This is a genomic window from Actinacidiphila alni, from assembly GCF_900112845.1.
Taxonomy (GTDB): domain Bacteria; phylum Actinomycetota; class Actinomycetes; order Streptomycetales; family Streptomycetaceae; genus Actinacidiphila; species Actinacidiphila alni.
Map to the genome: position 1 here is coordinate 23,846 of NZ_FONG01000035.1, position 18,330 is coordinate 42,175.

Here is an 18,330-nt window from a genome sequence, read left to right on the forward strand (position 1 = left end):
AGCACACTGGAACGGGAGCACACGGAGAAAGGCCGACGATGACCCCCACCCCCCACCGGCCGCATGTGCGGCTCGCACAAGGACGCCTCCGCAGCGCGTTACTCGCCCTCGGCGCGACCCTGGCCCTGGCCCTCGGCTTGCTGGTCGGCGTCACCGGTCCGGCGCACGCCGCCACGGACCAGCCCTGCGACATCTACGGCAACGCCGGCACACCCTGTGTCGGCGCCTTCAGCACCGTCCGCGCGCTGTACGGCTCGTACGGCGGGCACCTGTACCAGGTCACCCGGGTCCGGGACGGCGCGACGCTCGACATCGGGCTCCTCGCGGCCGGCGGCATCGCCGACGCGGGACCGCAGAACGTCTTCTGCGCGTCGGGACCGTGCGTCATCTCCAAGATCTACGACCAGTCACCGCGCCACAACGACCTGACGATCGCCGGCGCGGGCACCGCGGGCGCCGCCAACTCCGGTGCGATGGCGGACGCCTTGCACGTCACCGTCGGCGGCCACGCCGTCTACGGCGTCTATGTGCCACCGGGTGTCGGCTACCGGCACGCGGTCGGCTCCGGGGTCGCCGTCAACGGCCAGCCCGAGGGCATGTACATGGTGACCAGCGGCACCCACACCATCAGGGACTGCTGTTTCGACTTCGGCAATGTCGAGGCGGCCGAGAACGACACCGGCGCCGGTCACATGGACGCGCTCAACATCTCCCCGATCACGGCCTGCAACCCCTGTCACGGCAGCGGGCCCTGGGTGCAGGCGGACCTGGAGAACGGCATCTTCCAGGCCGACACCAACGCGCACAGCGTCAACGGCGGCAATTCCAGCGCCTTCGTCACGGCCCTGCTCAAGAACAACGGCCAGACGTCCTTCGCCCTCAAGGGCGGCAATGCGCAGTCCGGCGCGCTGACCACCTGGTGGAACGGCGCGCTGCCGCCCGGCTACGCACCGATGCGCCAGGAGGGCTCGATCGTCATGGGCACCGGCGGCGACAACAGCAACCGGGCCGGCGGGTCGTTCTTCGAGGGGGTGATGACCTCCGGCTATCCGTCGGACGCCGCGGACAACGCGGTGCAGGCTAACATCGTGGCCGCCGGTTACGCGGGTGACACGGCCGGCGTCGCGCCCGCCACCGTGGCGGGCCCCGGCGGCAAGTGCATGGACGTCACCGGCGACGACGTCGCCGGCCGGTCCGCGGCCGTCCAGCTCTGGGACTGCCAGGCCAACGCCGCCGATCAGCACTGGACGCACGACGCGGACGGCTCGCTGCGCACGCTGGGCCGCTGCCTGGACATCAACGGCAACGGAACTGCCCAGGACACCCTGGTCGAGCTGTGGGACTGCAACGGTGTCGGCGGCCAGAAGTGGGTGCAGCGCTCCGACGGTTCGCTGCTCAACCCGCAGTCCGGCCGCTGCCTGGACTCCCCCAACGGCGCCACCGCCAACGGCACCCGGCTGCGCATCCACGACTGCAACGGGACCGCGGCACAGAAATTCGCCGTGAACAGCGGAGCGCCGGTCGTCGGCCCGGGCGGCAAGTGCGTGGACGTCGCCGCCGACGACACCGGCGGCAATCTCGCCGCGGTCCAGCTGTGGGACTGCCAGCCCTACGCACGCGACCAGCACTGGACGCACAATTCCAACGGCTCGCTGAGCACGCTCGGCCGCTGCCTGGACATCAACGGCAACGGCACCGCGCAGGACACGCTCGTCGAGCTGTACGACTGCAACGGGGTCGGCGGCCAGGTCTGGCAGCAGCAGGCGGACGGTTCGCTGCTCAACCCGCAGTCCGGCCGCTGCCTGGACTCCCCCAACGGCGCCACCGCCAACGGCACCCGGCTGCGCATCCACGACTGCAACGGCTCCGCGGCACAGAATTTCCCTCTGCTCTGACCTGCGCGCAACGGCTCAGGCCGCGGGCCGGCCGCTCTTGCGGCCGGCCCTGCCCGCGGTCACCGACACCCCGAGCGGCCGGGCGAGGCCGGCCACGCCCTCGTCGAGCCGCTGGAGGTGCCGCAGCACCCGGAAGGTGACGGAGCCGGACCGCGGCACCCCCGAGCCGCCGCCTTCCAGCATCGAGGCGATGCTCGGCTCGGTGCGCAGCGCGTCGTCCACGGTGCCGTGCCGCGCCGCCCTGCCCCGCGCGGCGTCCTTGATGTCGTCGGCGTCCTTGCCGCCCCTGGAGTCCCTGGGCCGCTCGTCGGTGACGTCCTCGACATGCGCGATGAGCACGTCGAGATTGTGCTCCAGGCGTACGCCGACGGCCGCCAGCCGGGGGTCGGCGGCGATGCTCGTGCTGTACGGCACCAGTTCGGCGGTCGCCGCCAGCGAACGCGCGTGGTAGGCGCAGGTCTCCAGCAGCGCCACGAGATAGCGGGCGGTGCGCCGCCGGCCGCGCAGCGGGGTGACCGGGTGGGTCAGCGGGTGCGTGGAGCGGCGCAGGTCGTCCAGCGCGGTGTCCAGTTCGCGTGCCATGTCCAGCAGGTCGACGGCGGGACCGCCGCTGAGCTGGGCGACGGCCGAGGTGGCGACGTCCCGCAGCCGCTCCAGCACCGTGACCAGTTGCTCGTCGGTGCGCAGGTCGGTGTGGACCGGGAAGATCAGCACCGCCGCGATGATGCCGCAGGCCGCGCCGAGCGCCGTCTCCTCGATCCGCAGCACGAGCACATGCACGCTGTAGGTGTGCAGCAGGCTGTAGAGCAGGCCGAGCATCGCGGTGACGAAGAACGACATCAGCGCGTACGACACAGGCGCGGTGAAGAACATCGCGAAGATCAGCACCAGCACGAGGACGAACGCGGTCACCGTGTGGTGGCCGACCGCTCCGGCGAGCAGCACACCGGCCACCACGCCGCAGACGGTGCCGATCAGCCGCCGGTAGCCCTTGACCAGGATCTCGCCGGTGGACGAGGTGTTGAGGAAGACCACCCAGCAGGTCAGCACCGCCCAGTACCAGCGCTGGGTGGACAGGAATTCGCCGCCCAGGATGGCCAGGCCGGAACCGGCGGAGACCTGGATCGCGGCTCGGGTCGTACGCCGTTTGAGGCCGGTGCGGTCCTGCTCCGTCTCGCCCTCGCCCGCCAGCGCCAGGTCCTCGGCCTCGAACTCCTCGCGGGACCTGATGGTCTCGGGGGTGTCGTCCGACTCGTCGCCGGGGCCGTCGAGCGCGAGCCGCAGGCCCAGGACGGAGCGCGCGGCCTCGCCGATGCCGCGGAAGGCGTCCTGCACGGCGAGCGAGGCGGACGGCAGATTCTCCTCGTCGCGGTAGGCCAGCAGGCGGTTGCGCACCCGTGCCACCGCGGTGCCGGGGTCGCCGGCGCCGAGCCGGGTCACCAGCAGGTGCAGGGCGCGCAGCTCGGTGCGGAGCTTGCGCAGCGCGTCGTCCTCGTCGGGCACCCGGCGGGCGGGTGCGGGCAGCGGTGCGTTCGGCAGGTGCAGGGTGAGGGTGTCGGCGCGCTCGCCGCTGCGGGCGGTGAGCAGCAGCAGGCCGAGCCGTTCGACGGCGATCTCGGCGTCGGCGACACGCCGTTGCAGCAGGGCGGCGGTGGTCTCGTCGTCGGTGCCGCCGTCGAGCGCGCCCTGGATCATCAGCGCGGCCTCGTGGAGGCGCGCGATGTCCTTGCGCAGGTCCGCGATGACGCTTTCGAGCCGTTCGGGCTCGGCGTCCAGCAGCTCGATCTGGGTGGCGACGAGCTGCGCGGTGCGGGCCCTGAACGCCTGCCGCAGCCGGTCAAGGGTGCGTTCCGGGGTCTCGGGGACCAGGGCGAAGCGCATGACGGCGCTGCACGCGAAGGCGATGGCCAGCGAGAGGTAGAGCGAGGGCAGGCCCGAGCCGGTGGCGTGGACGAACAGCGACAGGAAGTAGATCTGGAAGCCGATCATGCCGAGCGCGCTGCCCCGGTCGCCGAAGCGGCGGACGTAGGCGGCGCCGAAGATCAGCACGATGAAGGCGATGTCGCCGATGACGATGTGCGGGTTGAGCAGCGCGCCGAGCGACACCGAGGCGAAGGCGGTGGGCAGCCCGAGGGCGAGTGTGACGGCCTGGTCGCGGACCCGCTTCTCGCGGATGGCGAAGGTGGAGACCATGGCGGCCATCGCGCCGGCGACCATGTGGGTCACGGAGATGTCCAGCAGCGACAGGATCAGCAGGGTCAGGCCGATCGAGCCGACCGTGCGCAGACCCGCCATCAGCCGCAGCAGGCCGGGGTCGGATGCCGAATAGCGGTCCCAGACCCTGGTGCGGATCCTCCGTGCCGTTCCCATGCCGCCGCGTTTCCTTGTCAAGATCGGATCCCGACCAGCATCCCACGTGGCGGCCCGCCCGGCGTCGGCGAGGTCGCCCGGCACGCCGGGACGCGGCGGACACGGCCGCGCGAGGTGCGTGAGTACGCCTCGGCGGTCATCCGCGGATCCGGCGTGCATGCCGCGGCTCGCGACGGGGTACGTACGGCTGCGGGTGCCCGTAGGAAGGCATCCGGGGCGCGGTCCCTTCGGGGTCCGCGGCCGGTACGGCCCACAGACGCAGAGGACTTACACGCATGGCCAACGGCACGGTGAAGTGGTTCAACTCCGAGAAGGGCTTCGGGTTCATCGCCCAGGACGGCGGAGGCCCCGATGTCTTCGCCCACTACTCCAACATCCAGGGCAACGGATACCGGGAGCTGACCGAAGGCGAGCCCGTCACCTTCGACGTCACCCAGGGCCAGAAGGGCCCGCAGGCGGAGAACATCGTCCGCGGAGGCTGATCAGCGCGAAGGTCCTCCGGAGCCGGGTCCGCCGCCAGCGCGGCGGGCCCGGCTCCGTCCTGTCGGGACCGTACGGTCAGTGGGCGCCGCCGCCCATCAGACGGCCGAAACCGGCCGGGTCGGCGTCGTAGCCGCGGATGTCGGTGGCGAAGCGCCACTCCCCCGCGTCGCCGCGGAAGAATTCGGCGACGGTCGCCGCGGTGGACTCGGCCACGTCGGTGAATTCGTAGGCCAGCAAGGTGCGGTAGCCCTCCAGTAAGCGGATGTCGGGCCGCACCACCTCGCCGAAGGTCTGGCGCCCTCCGCCCTGCTGGATGGCGACGCCGATCACGACCCGGCCGTAGGAGTCCGAGAGCCGGTCGAGTTCCAGCGTCATCGTCTCGTCGGCGCCCAGGCCCTTGCCGGTCTTGCTGTCGCGGTTCAGGGTGATCGTGCCGTCCGGTGACCTGCTGCCGAAATGCACCAGGTAGGCGGGCGCGCCGTGCCGGTCACCGGTGGGAAAGGTCGCGGCGACCAGATCCAGGTCGGTGTCCGGCGCTCCCAACGGGCTCGGGTCCCAGCGCAGTTGGACCTCGATCCGGCTGCTGCCCTTGTTGAGTCCGCTGCTCATCGGGTCTCCCCCCTTGTCCGGTACGCCGGTGCCGGCGTGCCGTACGACCGGTCGCGTCCCCGTCACGGCCGCGGACGCGACCGCCGGGGCCTGTGCCTACCGATTAATCACACCGTCCGGCGGGCTGTCCACACCACACTCGGCCACGTCCCGCGCACTTTCGGCGTCCTTCACCGCACTTTCAGTGTCCGCCGCCGCCGTTTCAGTGCCGGGGCCCGTCGCAGCTCGGGGCCTTCGGCAGTGGTCCAGACCAATATTGTTCACCGGAGCCCCTTCCACCTCACCATTCCCCCTGCGTACGGTGTCGCGCTGTCATGACCGCATCACCAAGGAACCACCCCCCTCGCCCTTGGAGGCGCCCCATGCACAACGCCGGACACGACTCCCGGCGCCGGTCGGTGCCACGCCGCGCGCTCGCGGCGATCGGCACACTGACCGCCCTGCTCGCCCTGTTCGTCGCGGCGCCCGGCAACGCCACCGCCGCGGCCGGCCCGGCCGCGGCGCCCGCCGCGGGACACCGGACCGTCAACCCCGAGCTGGACTGGATGGGTTCGACCGTCGCCGCGCACGAGGGCCGCTCGGCGGACCGCGCCGCGGTGACCCCGATGGTCACCCAGACGCTCGGCTTCGACGTCAGCCACTACCAGGGCGCCATCAACTGGGGTGCCGCGTACGCCAACGGCGGCCGTTTCGTCTACATGAAGGCGACCGAGGGCACCAGTTACCGCGACCCCAACTTCAACGCGAACTACACCGGTTCGTACAACGCGGGCTTCATCCGCGGCGCCTACCACTTCGCCAACCCCAACGCCTCGTCGGGCGCGGCCCAGGCGGACTACTTCGTGGCGCACGGCGGCGGCTGGTCCAAGGACGGCAAGACCCTGCCGCCCATGCTGGACATCGAGTACGGGCCCTCCTCCACCTGCTGGGGCCTGAGCCAGGCCGCGATGCGCACCTGGATCACGTCGTTCCTCAACGAGGTGCACGCCAAGACCACGCGCTGGGCGACGATCTACACCACCACCAACTGGTGGACGACCTGCACCGGCAACACCTCCGCGTACAGCGGCAACGACCCGCTGTTCATCGCCCGGTACGCCTCCACCGTGGGCACCCTGCCGGCCGGCTGGGGCTTCTACACCTTCTGGCAGCACGCCGACTCCGGTGTCTTCCCCGGTGACCAGGACTACTTCAACGGCGCCTACACCGGTCTGCAGAATCTCGCCAACAACACCTGAGCCACGGTCCGTTCACCGCCGGGTCCGCTCCGGCGGGCCGCGCGCGACGGCCCCGCGTCCACAGCAATGCCGTGGACGCGGGGCCGCGCGCCGTACCGGAGCCGTCAGTCAGGGTGACGGCAGCCGGTCAGTGGGAGTGGTGGCTCTCGAAGGCGAAGCCGCCACCGGCCTCGAAGCCGCCCATGTGGGCGCTGTCCTTCGTGATGCCCCAGGGGCCGCCGAGGTTGACGTGCTCGGCGCCGGCGTAACCGCCCTCGGTGTGGAAGCCGCCCATTCCGGAGTGCCCGCCGTCGTGCGCGACGGCAGCGGCGGCCGGCACCGCCGAGAGGAGTCCGGCGGCGGAGACGGCGGCGACGGTGATGGCGATACGACGAAGCATGTCACTCTCCTGTGGTGTGGGTGGGTGAGCCTTCACCGTGACCCGCCCCGGCGCGGGCCGCACATGCTGGCGCGCGTATGGCTGACGCGGCGCGCAAACGGGTTGTCCGGGCGGCGGGTTGTCACGCGAACGGACCACCCACGGGCCGTCAGGAGTGCGGCACCGTCAGGGTGAACAGGCCGCCGTCCGGGTCGCGCACCACCGCCGACTCCCCGGTGGGCGCCGACGCCCGCGCGACCACGTCGCCGCCGTTGCCGCGTACGGCCCGCAGCGCGGCGGGCAGATCGCGCACCGTGAAGAACACCTCCCAGTGCGGCCGCTCCACCGGGTCGGGCGCGGCGGGCACGGCGCCGGGGCCGAGCCGCGCCACCACCCGGCCGGCGCTGCGCAGCACCACCTCGCCGCCCTCGTACGCCACCTCGCACGCCCCCGGCCGGTCGCTGGCCCACAGCAGCACACCGCCGTAGAAGATCGCCGCGTCGAAGGGGTCCTGGGTGCGCAGCCGCAGCCACACCGGCTGCTCGTCGCGCCACCGCGGCCAGGATTCGGAGAGCAGGCCCTCCCAGATACCGAAGACCGCGCCGTTGCGGTCCGCCGCCAGGGCGGCGCGGCCGGAGTCGAAGGCGATCGGGCCGACCGCGACGGTGCCGCTGCGCTCCCTGATCCGTGCCGCGGTCTCGTCGGCGTCCTCCACCGCGAAGTACGGCGTCCAGGCGACCGGCACCTGCCAGGCGGACGCCAGCTCACCGATGCCCGCGACCGGGCGGCCGTCGTCGAGGGCGACGCTGAACCGGCCGCCGAGCTTGGTCGCCCGGAAGGTCCAGCCCAGCACGGCCGCGTAGAAGCGGTGTGTGGCGGCCAGGTCGCGCGAGGTCAGGCTGACCCAGCACGGCGCTCCGAAGACGGCGTCGCTCGATGTCGCGCCCTGCGCGGGACGCGCGCTCGGGCTCTGGCGCATGGACACGGCGTTCACCACCTGCTCGGCTGCTCTCGGAAAAGGGCGGTCCTGGGCGCGGCGACCGGGCTGCTCGGCGTCGCCGGGCGGATCGGCCGCTCGCTCGCGCTGCCGGGCGCCACCGCTCGGCTCCGCCGCGGGACCGGGGCGCCGTCGCGCCGTCGCGACCGCCGCCCCTGACCAGTGTGCCGTCGATGCGCCCGGTCCTCCTGTCGAGCCGCTGCGGCCGTGCACGCTGAGTGACGGTGCGGTCGCGGGCGGGCGCCGGGCGCGGCCCTCCGTCCTCCCACAGCGAACGCCGCGGCCCTGCGGCGTGCGGGCCCCGTACCTAGGATGGGAATGCCGTGGCGCGGCCCCGCGCCCCGCCCCGGCACTGGTCATCCGCACGAATGGGGGCATGGATGCTGGGGACAGAGCCCAGCGGCGCGACACGGACCGTGATCGTGACCGTCGACGACGATCCCGCGGTGTCACGCGCGGTCGCACGCGACCTGCGCCGGCGCTACGGCGAGGGCCACCGCATCGTGCGCGCGGAGTCCGGCGAGTCCGCGCTGGAGGCGCTGCGCGAGATGCGGCTGCGCGGTGACGCGGTCGCGGTGATCCTCGCGGACTACCGGATGCCGGAGATGAACGGCATCGAATTCCTCGAACGGGCGATGGACATCTTTCCCGGCGCCCGCCGGGTGCTGCTGACGGCGTACGCCGACACCGGCGCCGCCATCGACGCGATCAATGTGGTGGACCTCGACCACTATCTGCTCAAGCCGTGGGACCCGCCGGAGGAGAAGCTCTACCCGGTGGTCGACGCGCTGCTCGACGCCTGGCGCTCCTCCGACCACCGGCCGGTGCGCGAGACCAAGGTGGTCGGCCACCGCTGGTCGGCGCGCTCGTCCGGGGTCCGCGAATTCCTGGCGCGCAATCAGGTGCCGTACCACTGGTACGCCTCCGACGAGCCGGAGGGCCAGGCGCTGCTGTCGGCCGCGGACGAGGACGGCGCCCGGCTGCCGGTGGTGATCACCCCCGACGGCAAGCCGCTGGTGGAGCCGACCGACCAGGACCTGGCCAGCAGCGTGGGTCTGGCGACGACGCCGTCGGCGCGCTTCTACGACCTGGTGGTCATCGGCGGCGGCCCGGCCGGTCTCGGCTCGGCCGTCTACGGCGCCTCCGAGGGGCTGCGGACCGTGCTGGTGGAGCGCACCGCGACCGGCGGCCAGGCCGGGCAGAGTTCCCGGATCGAGAACTACCTGGGCTTTCCCGACGGTGTCTCCGGCGGTCAGCTCACCGACCGGGCGCACCGGCAGGCCACCCGTTTCGGCGCGGAGATCCTCACCGCGTGCGAGGTCACGGGGCTCGAGGTGTGCGGCTCGGCGCGCACCGTGCACTTCGCCGACGGCTCGGCCGTCTCGGCGCACACCGTCATCCTGGCGACCGGCGTCTCCTACCGGCAGCTGCACGCCCCCGGCATCGCCGAGCTGACCGGGCGCGGGGTGTTCTACGGCTCCGCGCTCACCGAGGCGGCCCGCTGCCAGGAGCAGGACGTCTACATCGTGGGCGGCGCGAATTCCGCCGGGCAGGCCGCGGTCTATCTGGCCAGGGGCGCCAAGTCCGTGACGATCCTGGTGCGCGGCGACTCGCTGACCGCCTCCATGTCGCACTATCTGATCCAGCAGATCGCGGCGACCCCGTCGATCAGGGTGCGCACCTGCACCGAGGTCGTGGGCGCCGAGGGCGAGGACCACCTGGAGCGGATCACGCTGCGCGACACCGCCAACGGCACGACCGAGACGGTCGACGCGGGCTGGCTGTTCGTCTTCATCGGCGCCGCGCCGCTCACCGACTGGCTGGACGGGACGGTGCTGCGCGACGAGCGCGGCTTCGTCGTGGCGGGGCCCGATCTCGCGCCGCCGGGCGAGCGTCCCGCCGACTGGCCGCTGGAGCGGCCGCCGTATCACTTGGAGACCAGCGTGCCCGGCGTGTTCGTGGCCGGTGACGCGCGGTCGGAGTCCGCCAAGCGCGTGGCGTCCGCGGTCGGCGAGGGCGCCATGGCCGTCATGCTCGTGCACCGATACCTGGAGCGGCTATGAGCGCCCCGCAGTTGCCCTGCAGCGTGGAAGAGCTGCGGTCGCTGTTCCTGTTCGAGAAGCTGACCGACGAGCAGCTGGACTGGCTGTGCCGCAGGGGCCGGGTCCAGATGGAGGAGCCGGGCTTCGTCTACAAGGAGGGCGAGGCCGCGACCTGCTTCTATGTGCTGCTCGAAGGCACGGTGGTGATGTCGCGACGGGTCGGCGCGGACGACGTGGAGGTCTCCCGCACCTCCGACCGCGGGGTGTACGCGGGCGCCTTCCAGTCGTATCTGGGCGACCGGGTGCCGCAGGTCTACAACGGCTCGCTGCGGGTCACCGAGCCGTCCCGCTTCTTCGTGCTGTCGGCGGACTCCTTCGCGGAGCTGATGCGCGAGTGGTTCCCGATGGCCGTGCACATGCTGGAGGGCCTGTTCTTCGGCAGCCGCAACACCAAGCAGGCCATCGGGCAGCGCGAGCGGCTGCTGGCGCTGGGGTCGCTGTCGGCGGGCCTCACGCATGAGCTGAACAATCCGGCGGCGGCGGCGCTGCGCGCGACCTCGACGCTGCGCGAGCGGGTCGCGGGCATGCGGCACAAGCTCGGTTTCATCGCCTCGGGGCCGCTGGACCGGGCCACGCTCGCCACGCTGATGGAGCTTCAGGAGCGGGCGGTGGAGCAGTCCGCCAAGGCGGTGCAGCTGACGCCGCTGGAGACGGCCGACCGGGAGGACGCCCTCACGGACTGGCTGGACGACCACAACGTCACGGCGGGCTGGGACCTGGCACCGAATTTCGTGCAGGCCGGTCTCGACACGGACTGGCTGGAGCGGGTCGTGGCCGTGGTGACGCCGGACGCCCTGGACAGCGCGATGCGGTGGCTGAACTACACCATCGAGACCGAGCTGCTGATGAACGAGATCCAGGACTCCACCACCCGGGTCTCCACACTGGTCAACGCGGCGCGGCAGTATTCGCAGCTCGACCGGGCGCCGTACCAGGTGGTCGATGTGCACGAGCTGCTGGAGAGCACGCTGCACATGCTGACCGGCAAATTCGGTCCTGGCATCAAGGTGGTCAAGGACTTCGACCGTACGCTGCCGAGGATCCCCGGCTATCCGGGCGAGCTGAACCAGGTGTGGACGAATCTGATCGACAACGCGGTGAGCGCCATGGAGGGCACCGGCACCCTGACGGTGCGCACCGCGCTCGACCGCGACCGTGATCAGCTGCTGGTCGAATTCCGCGACACCGGTCCCGGTATCGCGCCGGAGATCCGGGAAAGGATCTTCGAGCCCTTCTTCACCACCAAGGCGGTGGGCGAGGGTACGGGTCTGGGGCTCGACATCTCCTGGCGCATCGTGGTCAACAAGCACCACGGTGACCTCCAGGTGGAGTCGGTCCCCGGCGACACCCGTTTCCTGGTCCGTCTGCCGCTGACCGCCGCCGCGCCGCCGGAGGACGGCGCGGCGCCCGCCGATGACACCGCGAGCCCGTCCCCCGACACCACCGGCAGCCCGTCCGCGACCCAGCAGGAGCCGTCATGACGACCATCCCAGGCATCGACCCGACCGCCGCGCCGAGCGGCCCCGGCTGCGCCGACTGCGACGCCGGCGGCGGCTGGTGGCTGCACCTGCGCCGCTGCGCGCAGTGCGGCCACATCGGCTGCTGCGACTCCTCCCCCGCCCAGCACGCGAGCGCGCACTCCAAGGCCACGGGACACCCGGTGATGCGCAGCTATGAGCCGGGCGAGGACTGGTTCTGGGACTTCACCTCCGACCAGTACGTCGAGACCGACGTCGCCCTCGCGCCGCCGCAGAGCCACCCCGAGGACCAGCCGGTCCCCGGCCCGGCCGGCCGCGTCCCGGACGACTGGCGCTCCCGGCTCAACTGACGGGCCGTCAAATCGCGGGGGCGCGCGGGAGGTTCAGTCGAGGTCCCGCGGCTCCAGGGGCCGTACCGCCGGTCCCTGGAGCACCGCGCCGTCCACGCCGAAGCGGGAACCGTGGCAGGGGCACTCCCAGGTGGTCTCGGCCGGGTTGTACGCGACCACGCATCCCAGGTGGGTGCAGCGCGCGGAGACCGCGTGCAGGGCGCCGTCCGCGTCGCGGTGGACGGCGCACCGCTTGCCGTTCACACGGACCACGGCGCCGCCGCCGGGCGCGATGTCCTCGACGGTCTCGGCGGGGGCGGTGCGCAGCCGGTCGCCGACGAAGTGCTGTGCCACCTCGGCCTGGTGGCCGAGCAGCGCGGGTGCTTCCTTCAGGACGGGCAGGACCCGCAGCGGGTCGTACAGGCCCGCCCATTGCGGCGGGGTGCCGTCGAGCAGCGCGGCCAGCAGCCGGCCCGCCATCACGCCGCCGCTCATGCCCCAGCCGCCGAAACCGGTGGCCACATAGGTGTGCCGGGCGCCGGGCCGCAGGCGGCCGACGAGCGCGACGGTGTCGGTGGGGTCGTTGTCCTGGGCCGCCCACCGGAATGCGGTCGGCCCGACGGGGAAGCGTTCGCGCATCCATGCGTCCAGCCGCAGGAAACGGCGGTGGGTGTCGCCCGCGCCCGGCGTGAAGCTCTCGCCCGTGACGATGAGCAGCCTGCGGCCGTCCTCCGGCAGCGGCGCGGTGCGTACCGACCGCTTGTTCTCGTCCTCGGTGATGTACATCCCGTGCGGGGCGGCGTCCGCGTCGATGGGCGCGGCGACGACGAGTTCGCGGCGCGGCGAGAGCCGGGTGAACAGCAGCGCGCGGTCGAAGACCGGATAGCCGGTGGCCACGATCACGTCGCGGGCGGTCACCTCGGCGCCGGATTCGGTGCGGACCCGGCAGGGTTCGCCCTCGTGCAGGCCGGTCACCCGTGAGCGTTCGTAGATCCGCCCGCCCCGGGCGACGAAGGCGGCGGCCAGACCCAGCAGATACTTGCGGGGGTGGAATTGCGCCTGGTCCGCCACCCGGACCGCGCCGGCGACCGCGAAGGGCAGCTCGGTCTCCTCGACGTACCGCGCGGGCAGTCCTGCCGCCCGTGCCGCCTCGGCCTCGGCCTTCAGCGCGGACCTGGCGGCGGCGTCCAGCGCATAGGTGACGGCCGGGGCCCGCTCCAGCTCGCAGTCGATGTCCAGTTCCGCGGCGAGCGCCGCGACATGGTCGACCGCGTCCTGCTGGGAGCGGGCGTACAGCCGCGCCGCGTCCTCGCCCCGGGTCCGCCGCAGCCGGTCGTAGACAAGGGTGTGCTGGGCGGTCAGCTTGGCGGTGGTGTGACCGGTCACGCCGGCCGCGATCCGGTCCGCCTCGACCACGGCGACAGAGCGGCCCGACGCCGCCGCCTCCCATGCCGCGCTGAGCCCGGCGATACCGCCGCCGATGACGACGACGTCCACCGTCACGGCGTCCGTGAGCGGGGCGAAGCGCGTGGTGTCGCCCGAGTGCATCCAGTACGACTCGTCGGCTCCGGGCAGGACGGGCGGTGACGCGGCGGGATTCGACATGCCCTGCGCCTGCCCGTCGTGGGCCGGGCCACGCGCGATACGGGTCCGGCTTTCACCACGTTTGTCCGGGTCGTGGCGGGGCACGCGGCTGTGAGCACGGGAAACGGCGCCGGATGCGTTGTCGTGTGCCGTCGGAACACCGCCGCGACACGGCGACCGGCCGCGCCGCCCTTGCGCCGATCATCCGCGAGGCGAAACGAGGCAGATCCGATGAGAGCCACCGTCTGGCACGGCAAGCGGGACGTACGCGTCGACGAGGTGCCCGATCCGCGGATCGAGGAGGACACCGACGCCGTCATCCGCGTCACCAGCAGCGGGCTGTGCGGCTCCGACCTGCACCTGTACGAGGTGCTCGCGCCGTTCATGACCCCCGGCGACATCCTCGGACACGAGCCGATCGGCATCGTGGAGGAGGTCGGCTCCGCCGTGCCGGACCTGGAGCCCGGCGACCGCGTCGTGGTGCCGTTCCAGATCGCCTGCGGCACCTGCTGGATGTGCCGGTCGGGCCTGCCGACGCAGTGCGAGACCACCCAGGTCACCGAGCACGGCATGGGCGCCCGGCTGTTCGGCTACACCAAGCTGTACGGGGCGGTGCCGGGCGCGCAGGCGGAGTATCTGCGGGTGCCGCAGGCGCAGTTCGGCCCGGTCAAGGTGCCGCACGGCCCGGCGGACGACCGCTTCCTCTATCTCTCCGACGTCCTGCCGACGGCCTGGCAGGCAGTGCGGTACGCGGACGTGCCGGCCGGCGGCACGCTCGTCGTGCTCGGTCTCGGACCGATCGGCGCCATGTCCTGCCGGGTCGCCCGGCATCTCGGCGCGGAGCTGGTCATCGGCGTCGACCGGGTCCCCGAGCGGCTGGAGCGGGCCAAGCTCGACGGCACCGTGGCCCTTGACCTGGACGCCTTCGACTCCGCCGACGACCTGATCGCGGCGGTCGGGGAACTGACCGGCGGCCGGGGCCCGGACGCGGTGATCGACGCGGTCGGTACCGAGGCGCACGGCAGTCCGGCCGCCAAGGCGGCGCAGACCGCGGCGGGGCTGCTGCCCCGCGAGTGGGGCGCCAAGCTGACCAGGACGGCGGGCGTCGACCGGCTGGGGGCGCTGGAGCTGGCGATCCGGCTGGTGCGGCGCGGCGGCACCGTCTCGATCAGCGGCGTCTACGGCGGCGCCGCTGACCCGCTGCCGATGCTGACGATGTTCGACAAGCAACTGCAGCTGCGGATGGGCCAGGCGAACGTCCGGCGCTGGACCGACGAGATCCTGCCGCTGCTCACCGACGACGACCCGCTGGGGGTCGACTCCTTCGCCACCCATCATGTGCCGCTCGACCGGGCGCCGGACGCGTACGCGATGTTCCAGAAGAAGGAGGACGGCGCGATCAAGGTGGTGTTCCAGCCCTGAGGCCCGAGGGGCCCCGGACCTCAGGCCGGGCCTTGAAGAGCCGGGCCCTGAAAAGCCTCACCGACCGCGGCCTCCAGCTCGTCCCGTGCGGCGGCCGAGGCGGCCACGGCCGCGTACCGCCAGCGCACGCCGTCCCCGGGCGCGTCGGCGTAGAGCAGGGCCCCCGTGCCGCGGCCGCTGTCGAAGTCCAGCCCCCGGGCGCGCAGGCGGCCGAGCGCGTCGGTGAAGGTGAGCGGCCCGGACGCCTCGGCGGTGGCGGTCGACCAGTGGACGGGCCGGCCACCGGTGAGCCGGACGACCAAGTCGTACGGCGTGGTGGTCGCGGTGCGGCGCACATTGCTCTCGGTGGCGTAGAGCGTGCCGTCGTCGCCGACGACGGCGTCGATGTCGTAGGGGCCGCGGTAGCCGTGCCGGATCAGCCGGCGGCCGAGGGCGGCGCCCCAGCGGCCCAGCTCCGCGCGGACCGCCGCGGGCACCCGGCCGTCGAGCGGGGCGCGGTAGCCGGTGAAGGCGCCGTCCTCGGTGCGCATGACGCCGTCGAAGAGCGGTCGCGGGCCGGTCGGCAGGGCCAGGAATTGCGCACTGACCGACGCCGTGTGCGGCACGTACTCCTCGACGGTCCACCGGCTGTCGGCGTCGGCCGCCTCGGGCAGCGCGTCGCCGCGCGCCACGAAGCGCAGTCCGTGACCCCCGGCCGACCGGTCCGGTTTGACCACCGCGCGCCCGGCCGCCGACCGCCGCAGCACGGCCCGTACGGTGTCGGCCAGCTCATCGCCGCGGCAGTCGTGCCCGTACGGCACACGGATGCCGGTCTCGCGGGCCGCCGACCGAAAGCCCGCTTTGGTGTTGCACAGCGCCGCGACCGCCAGCGCCTCGGCGCCCACCGGCGGCCCGCTCCGGCCGCAGGGCGACACCGGGATGCCGAGATCCGCCGCGAGCGCCAGGGTCGGCGCGTCGAGAGCCAGCGGCAGCAGCCGGGTGCCGGGCCGGGCGGCGGCATGGGCCCGCAGGTCGTCGGTCAGGCCGGGCGTGGTCCGTACGGTGTCGGCCGCCGCCAGACCCGGGCGGTCACGGAAGGTGACGATGCGGACGGTCTCCCGCGGCACCCCGGTGAGCCCGCAGGCGTAGCGCGCGAAGGGCTCGGAGACGGGCACCGGGGTCAGCAGCACATCACCCGGGCGGGTCAGCCAGACCTCGCGCGGCGCCTGCCGTGCCCACTGCCCGACCGCGCCCTGTTCCCACAGGTCGACGGCGAGTGCGGAGGCGAAATTGGCGAGCACGATCAACGATGGGGTGTCGCTGTCCCTCGGCGCCATAGGGGGTGGGTGCCCGCGATCGGGCGGTGGAACCGCCCGGACGGTGAATCCCTTCCCCGCCGTGTGACACCCGGACATCGGGGCACTCGGCCCAGTGAAAGCGTCCAGCGGTGACCGTACGTCACCGATGCCGTCGTCGGAGAGGAGCGGGCCCATGCTGACCGTGCCGGGCGTGTACCAGCCGCAGCAGGACACACACCTTCTGATGCGGGCCATGTGCCATGAGGGCGTGTCGCCCGGCACCGAAGTGCTCGACCTGGGCACCGGCAGCGGGGTGCTGGCGCTGTGCGCGGCGCGGTTCGGCGCCCGGGTTACCGCCGTCGACATCGCGTGGCGGGCGGTGCTCGCCGCCCGCGCGAACGCGCTGTTCGCGCGACGCCGGATACGGGTGCTGCACGGCGACCTGGCCGGTGACGACCGCCGTTACGACCTGGTGGTGAGCAATCCGCCGTATGTGCCCGCCCCCGAGATCGCGCCGCCGGAACGCGGCGCCGCCCGGTCCTGGGACGCCGGGCACGACGGCCGGGCCGTCGTCGACCGGATCTGCGCGACCGCGCCGCTGGTCTTGGCGCCGCAGGGCGTACTGCTCATGGTGCACTCGGCGCTGTGCGGCACCGACGACACACTGGCGGCACTGGCCCGGGGCGGGCTGCGGGCCGAGGTGACCGACCGCGAACTGATCCCCTTCGGACCGGTGATGCGCGCCCGGCTGCCGTGGCTGCGCGACACCGGCATCGTCGGCCGCGACCAGGACAAGGAGGAGCTGGTGGTGATCCGTGCGGAACACGCCTGAACGCCCCCGCCGGGTCGTCGTCGAGCGCGACGGCCCCGTGCTGGTCGAGGGACCGGTGACGGTCCTCGGCGACGACGGGGTGCCGGTGACCTCGCACCGTTTCGTGGTCGCGGTCTGCACCTGCCGCCGCAGCCGGACGTATCCGTGGTGCGACACCAGCCACCGCCGCAAATCGAAGAAGCCGCAGTCGGAGGGTGACGGTCCGGCGGACCTGTGTCCGGGGGCCGACGAGGACGGCGCCGCGCGGAAAGGAGAGCGCTCATGACCACGACCGCACCCCGCCAGGAGTCCCGGGCGACGACTCCCCCGCTGCCGCCGGCCCGCGGGCCGCTGTCGGCCGCCGTGATCGCGTCGCTGCGCGACAGCACGGCGCCACTGCCGGACGCCGGCGCCGTGACGGCGGCCGATCCGTACGGCGACGACGCGCAGCTCGCCCTCTATCTGCTGTACGAACTGCATTACCAGGGCTTCGCCGGGGTGGCCGAGGACCGCGAGTGGGACGTGGAGCTGCTGCGGCTGCGCGGCCGGCTCGAAGACCGTTTCCTGGCGCGGCTGCGCGCCGAAGCGCCGAGCCGCCCGAGCGCGGCGGACGCCATCGACGCGCTGCTGATCGAGCCGGTGGCCGACGAGGACGCCGGCGTCAGCCACTGGCTGCAATCCGCGGGCGGCCTGCGGGAGTTGCGCGAATACGCCGCGCTGCGGTCGCTGTATCACCTGAAGGAGGCCGACCCGCACGCGTGGGTGCTGCCTCGGCTGTACGGCCGCGCCAAGGCGGCGATGGTCGCGGTCGAATTCGACGAATTCGGCGCGGGCCACGCCGAGGACGTGCACGCCCGCCTGTTCGCCGACCTGATGGCGGACCTCGGTCTGGACACCGCCTACGGACGCTGGCTCGACGCGGCACCGGCCGAGGCCCTGGCGACGGTCAATGTGATGTCGCTCTTCGGCCTGCACCGGTCGCTGCGCGGCGCGCTCGTCGGGCACTTCGCCGCCGTGGAGATCACCTCCTCCCCCGGTTCCCGGCGGCTGGCGCGGGCGATGCGCCGCACTGGCGCGGGACCGGCGGCCGAGCGCTTCTACGACGAGCACGTCGAGGCCGACGCGGTCCACGAACAGGTCGTACGGCACGAGGTGATCGCCCCGCTGCTGGCCGCGGAGCCACGGTTGGAGGCCGATGTGGTGTTCGGCGTCGAGGCCACCGGCCTGCTGGAGGACCGGCTCGGCGCGGTGCTGCTGGACGCCTGGCGCGCGGGGCGCAGCGCTCTGCGCACCCCGCTTCCCGAAGGTGGCGGGAGAGCGCGCTGAGCCGGTCGGACCGTGGCCGGCGGGAGTCCGACGCGGACGGTGAGCCGGTCA

The 18,330-nt window shown here is 72.9% G+C and carries 16 protein-coding genes; 10 read left to right on the top strand and 6 right to left on the bottom strand.

The window, feature by feature from the left end; genetic code table 11:
* The first annotated feature begins 38 nt into the window (after positions 1–38).
* On the top strand, positions 39–1,895 hold the full coding sequence (locus BM076_RS34415; RefSeq protein ID WP_093717711.1) for an arabinofuranosidase catalytic domain-containing protein: 1,857 nt from the start codon (positions 39–41) through the stop codon (positions 1,893–1,895).
* A 15-nt stretch (positions 1,896–1,910) separates the two neighbouring features.
* Here the strand turns inward: BM076_RS34415 and BM076_RS34420 are convergent, their stop codons facing one another.
* Positions 1,911–4,265: an FUSC family protein gene (locus tag BM076_RS34420; RefSeq protein WP_245796661.1), complete on the bottom strand. Its 2,355-nt coding sequence runs from the start codon at positions 4,263–4,265 to the stop codon at positions 1,911–1,913.
* Positions 4,266–4,540: 275 nt separating this feature from the next.
* Between BM076_RS34420 and BM076_RS34425 the strand changes: the two genes are divergently transcribed.
* On the top strand, positions 4,541–4,747 hold the full coding sequence (locus BM076_RS34425) for a cold-shock protein (protein WP_093717712.1): 207 nt from the start codon (positions 4,541–4,543) through the stop codon (positions 4,745–4,747).
* A gap of 76 nt (positions 4,748–4,823) precedes the next feature.
* Here BM076_RS34425 and BM076_RS34430 read toward each other — a convergent pair whose 3' ends face one another.
* Positions 4,824–5,357 (bottom strand): TerD family protein, encoded by a 534-nt coding sequence (locus BM076_RS34430; protein WP_093717713.1) that lies wholly within the window; start codon positions 5,355–5,357, stop codon positions 4,824–4,826.
* 362 nt (positions 5,358–5,719) lie between these two features.
* Here BM076_RS34430 and BM076_RS34435 point away from each other — a divergent pair, with 362 nt between their 5' ends.
* On the top strand, positions 5,720–6,595 hold the full coding sequence (locus BM076_RS34435; protein WP_093717714.1) for a GH25 family lysozyme: 876 nt from the start codon (positions 5,720–5,722) through the stop codon (positions 6,593–6,595).
* 127 nt (positions 6,596–6,722) lie between these two features.
* Here BM076_RS34435 and BM076_RS34440 read toward each other — a convergent pair whose 3' ends face one another.
* Both BM076_RS34440 and BM076_RS34445 read right to left on the bottom strand, forming a co-directional pair.
* Positions 6,723–6,974, bottom strand: a complete 252-nt coding sequence (locus BM076_RS34440) for a hypothetical protein (protein WP_245796662.1) — start codon at positions 6,972–6,974, stop codon at positions 6,723–6,725.
* A gap of 148 nt (positions 6,975–7,122) precedes the next feature.
* Entirely contained in the window at positions 7,123–7,932 is an 810-nt protein-coding gene (locus BM076_RS34445; RefSeq protein WP_093717739.1) for a VOC family protein, read from the bottom strand.
* A 398-nt stretch (positions 7,933–8,330) separates the two neighbouring features.
* On the opposite strand from BM076_RS34445, the gene BM076_RS34450 reads away from it, so the two are divergent.
* Genes BM076_RS34450 through BM076_RS34460 form a run of 3 tightly spaced genes read left to right on the top strand, consistent with a single transcriptional unit; the run spans position 8,331 to position 11,880 of the window.
* Positions 8,331–10,013: an FAD-dependent oxidoreductase gene (locus BM076_RS34450; RefSeq protein ID WP_093717715.1), complete on the top strand. Its 1,683-nt coding sequence runs from the start codon at positions 8,331–8,333 to the stop codon at positions 10,011–10,013.
* Complete coding sequence (locus BM076_RS34455; protein WP_093717716.1) at positions 10,010–11,533, top strand: ATP-binding protein; 1,524 nt, start codon at positions 10,010–10,012, stop codon at positions 11,531–11,533. Before BM076_RS34450 ends, BM076_RS34455 begins: the two co-directional genes overlap by 4 nt.
* Complete coding sequence (locus BM076_RS34460; protein WP_093717717.1) at positions 11,530–11,880, top strand: UBP-type zinc finger domain-containing protein; 351 nt, start codon at positions 11,530–11,532, stop codon at positions 11,878–11,880. The genes BM076_RS34455 and BM076_RS34460 overlap by 4 nt, the downstream gene beginning before the upstream one ends.
* A 33-nt stretch (positions 11,881–11,913) precedes the next feature.
* Here BM076_RS34460 and BM076_RS34465 read toward each other — a convergent pair whose 3' ends face one another.
* A complete protein-coding gene (locus tag BM076_RS34465; protein WP_093717718.1) occupies positions 11,914–13,464 on the bottom strand; it encodes an FAD-dependent oxidoreductase in 1,551 nt (516 codons plus the stop codon).
* A 210-nt stretch (positions 13,465–13,674) separates the two neighbouring features.
* Between BM076_RS34465 and BM076_RS34470 the strand changes: the two genes are divergently transcribed.
* The gene (locus tag BM076_RS34470; RefSeq protein ID WP_093717719.1) at positions 13,675–14,865 is read left to right on the top strand and encodes a zinc-dependent alcohol dehydrogenase; all 1,191 of its coding nucleotides are present in this window, start codon (positions 13,675–13,677) and stop codon (positions 14,863–14,865) included.
* 20 nt (positions 14,866–14,885) lie between these two features.
* Here BM076_RS34470 and BM076_RS34475 read toward each other — a convergent pair whose 3' ends face one another.
* Positions 14,886–16,181 carry a preATP grasp domain-containing protein gene (locus tag BM076_RS34475; RefSeq protein ID WP_143120723.1) on the bottom strand — a complete coding sequence of 432 codons (1,296 nt, stop codon included), beginning with the start codon at positions 16,179–16,181 and terminating at the stop codon, positions 14,886–14,888.
* Positions 16,182–16,335: 154 nt separating this feature from the next.
* Here BM076_RS34475 and BM076_RS34480 point away from each other — a divergent pair, with 154 nt between their 5' ends.
* Genes BM076_RS34480 through BM076_RS34490 form a run of 3 tightly spaced genes read left to right on the top strand, consistent with a single transcriptional unit; the run spans position 16,336 to position 18,279 of the window.
* Complete coding sequence (locus tag BM076_RS34480) at positions 16,336–16,974, top strand: HemK2/MTQ2 family protein methyltransferase (protein ID WP_322937086.1); 639 nt, start codon at positions 16,336–16,338, stop codon at positions 16,972–16,974.
* Positions 16,958–17,239 carry a CDGSH iron-sulfur domain-containing protein gene (locus BM076_RS34485; protein ID WP_093717722.1) on the top strand — a complete coding sequence of 94 codons (282 nt, stop codon included), beginning with the start codon at positions 16,958–16,960 and terminating at the stop codon, positions 17,237–17,239. Before BM076_RS34480 ends, BM076_RS34485 begins: the two co-directional genes overlap by 17 nt.
* Positions 17,236–18,279, top strand: coding sequence for an iron-containing redox enzyme family protein (locus BM076_RS34490; protein ID WP_093717723.1), 1,044 nt, complete (start codon positions 17,236–17,238; stop codon positions 18,277–18,279). The genes BM076_RS34485 and BM076_RS34490 overlap by 4 nt, the downstream gene beginning before the upstream one ends.
* The last annotated feature ends 51 nt before the right edge of the window (positions 18,280–18,330 follow it).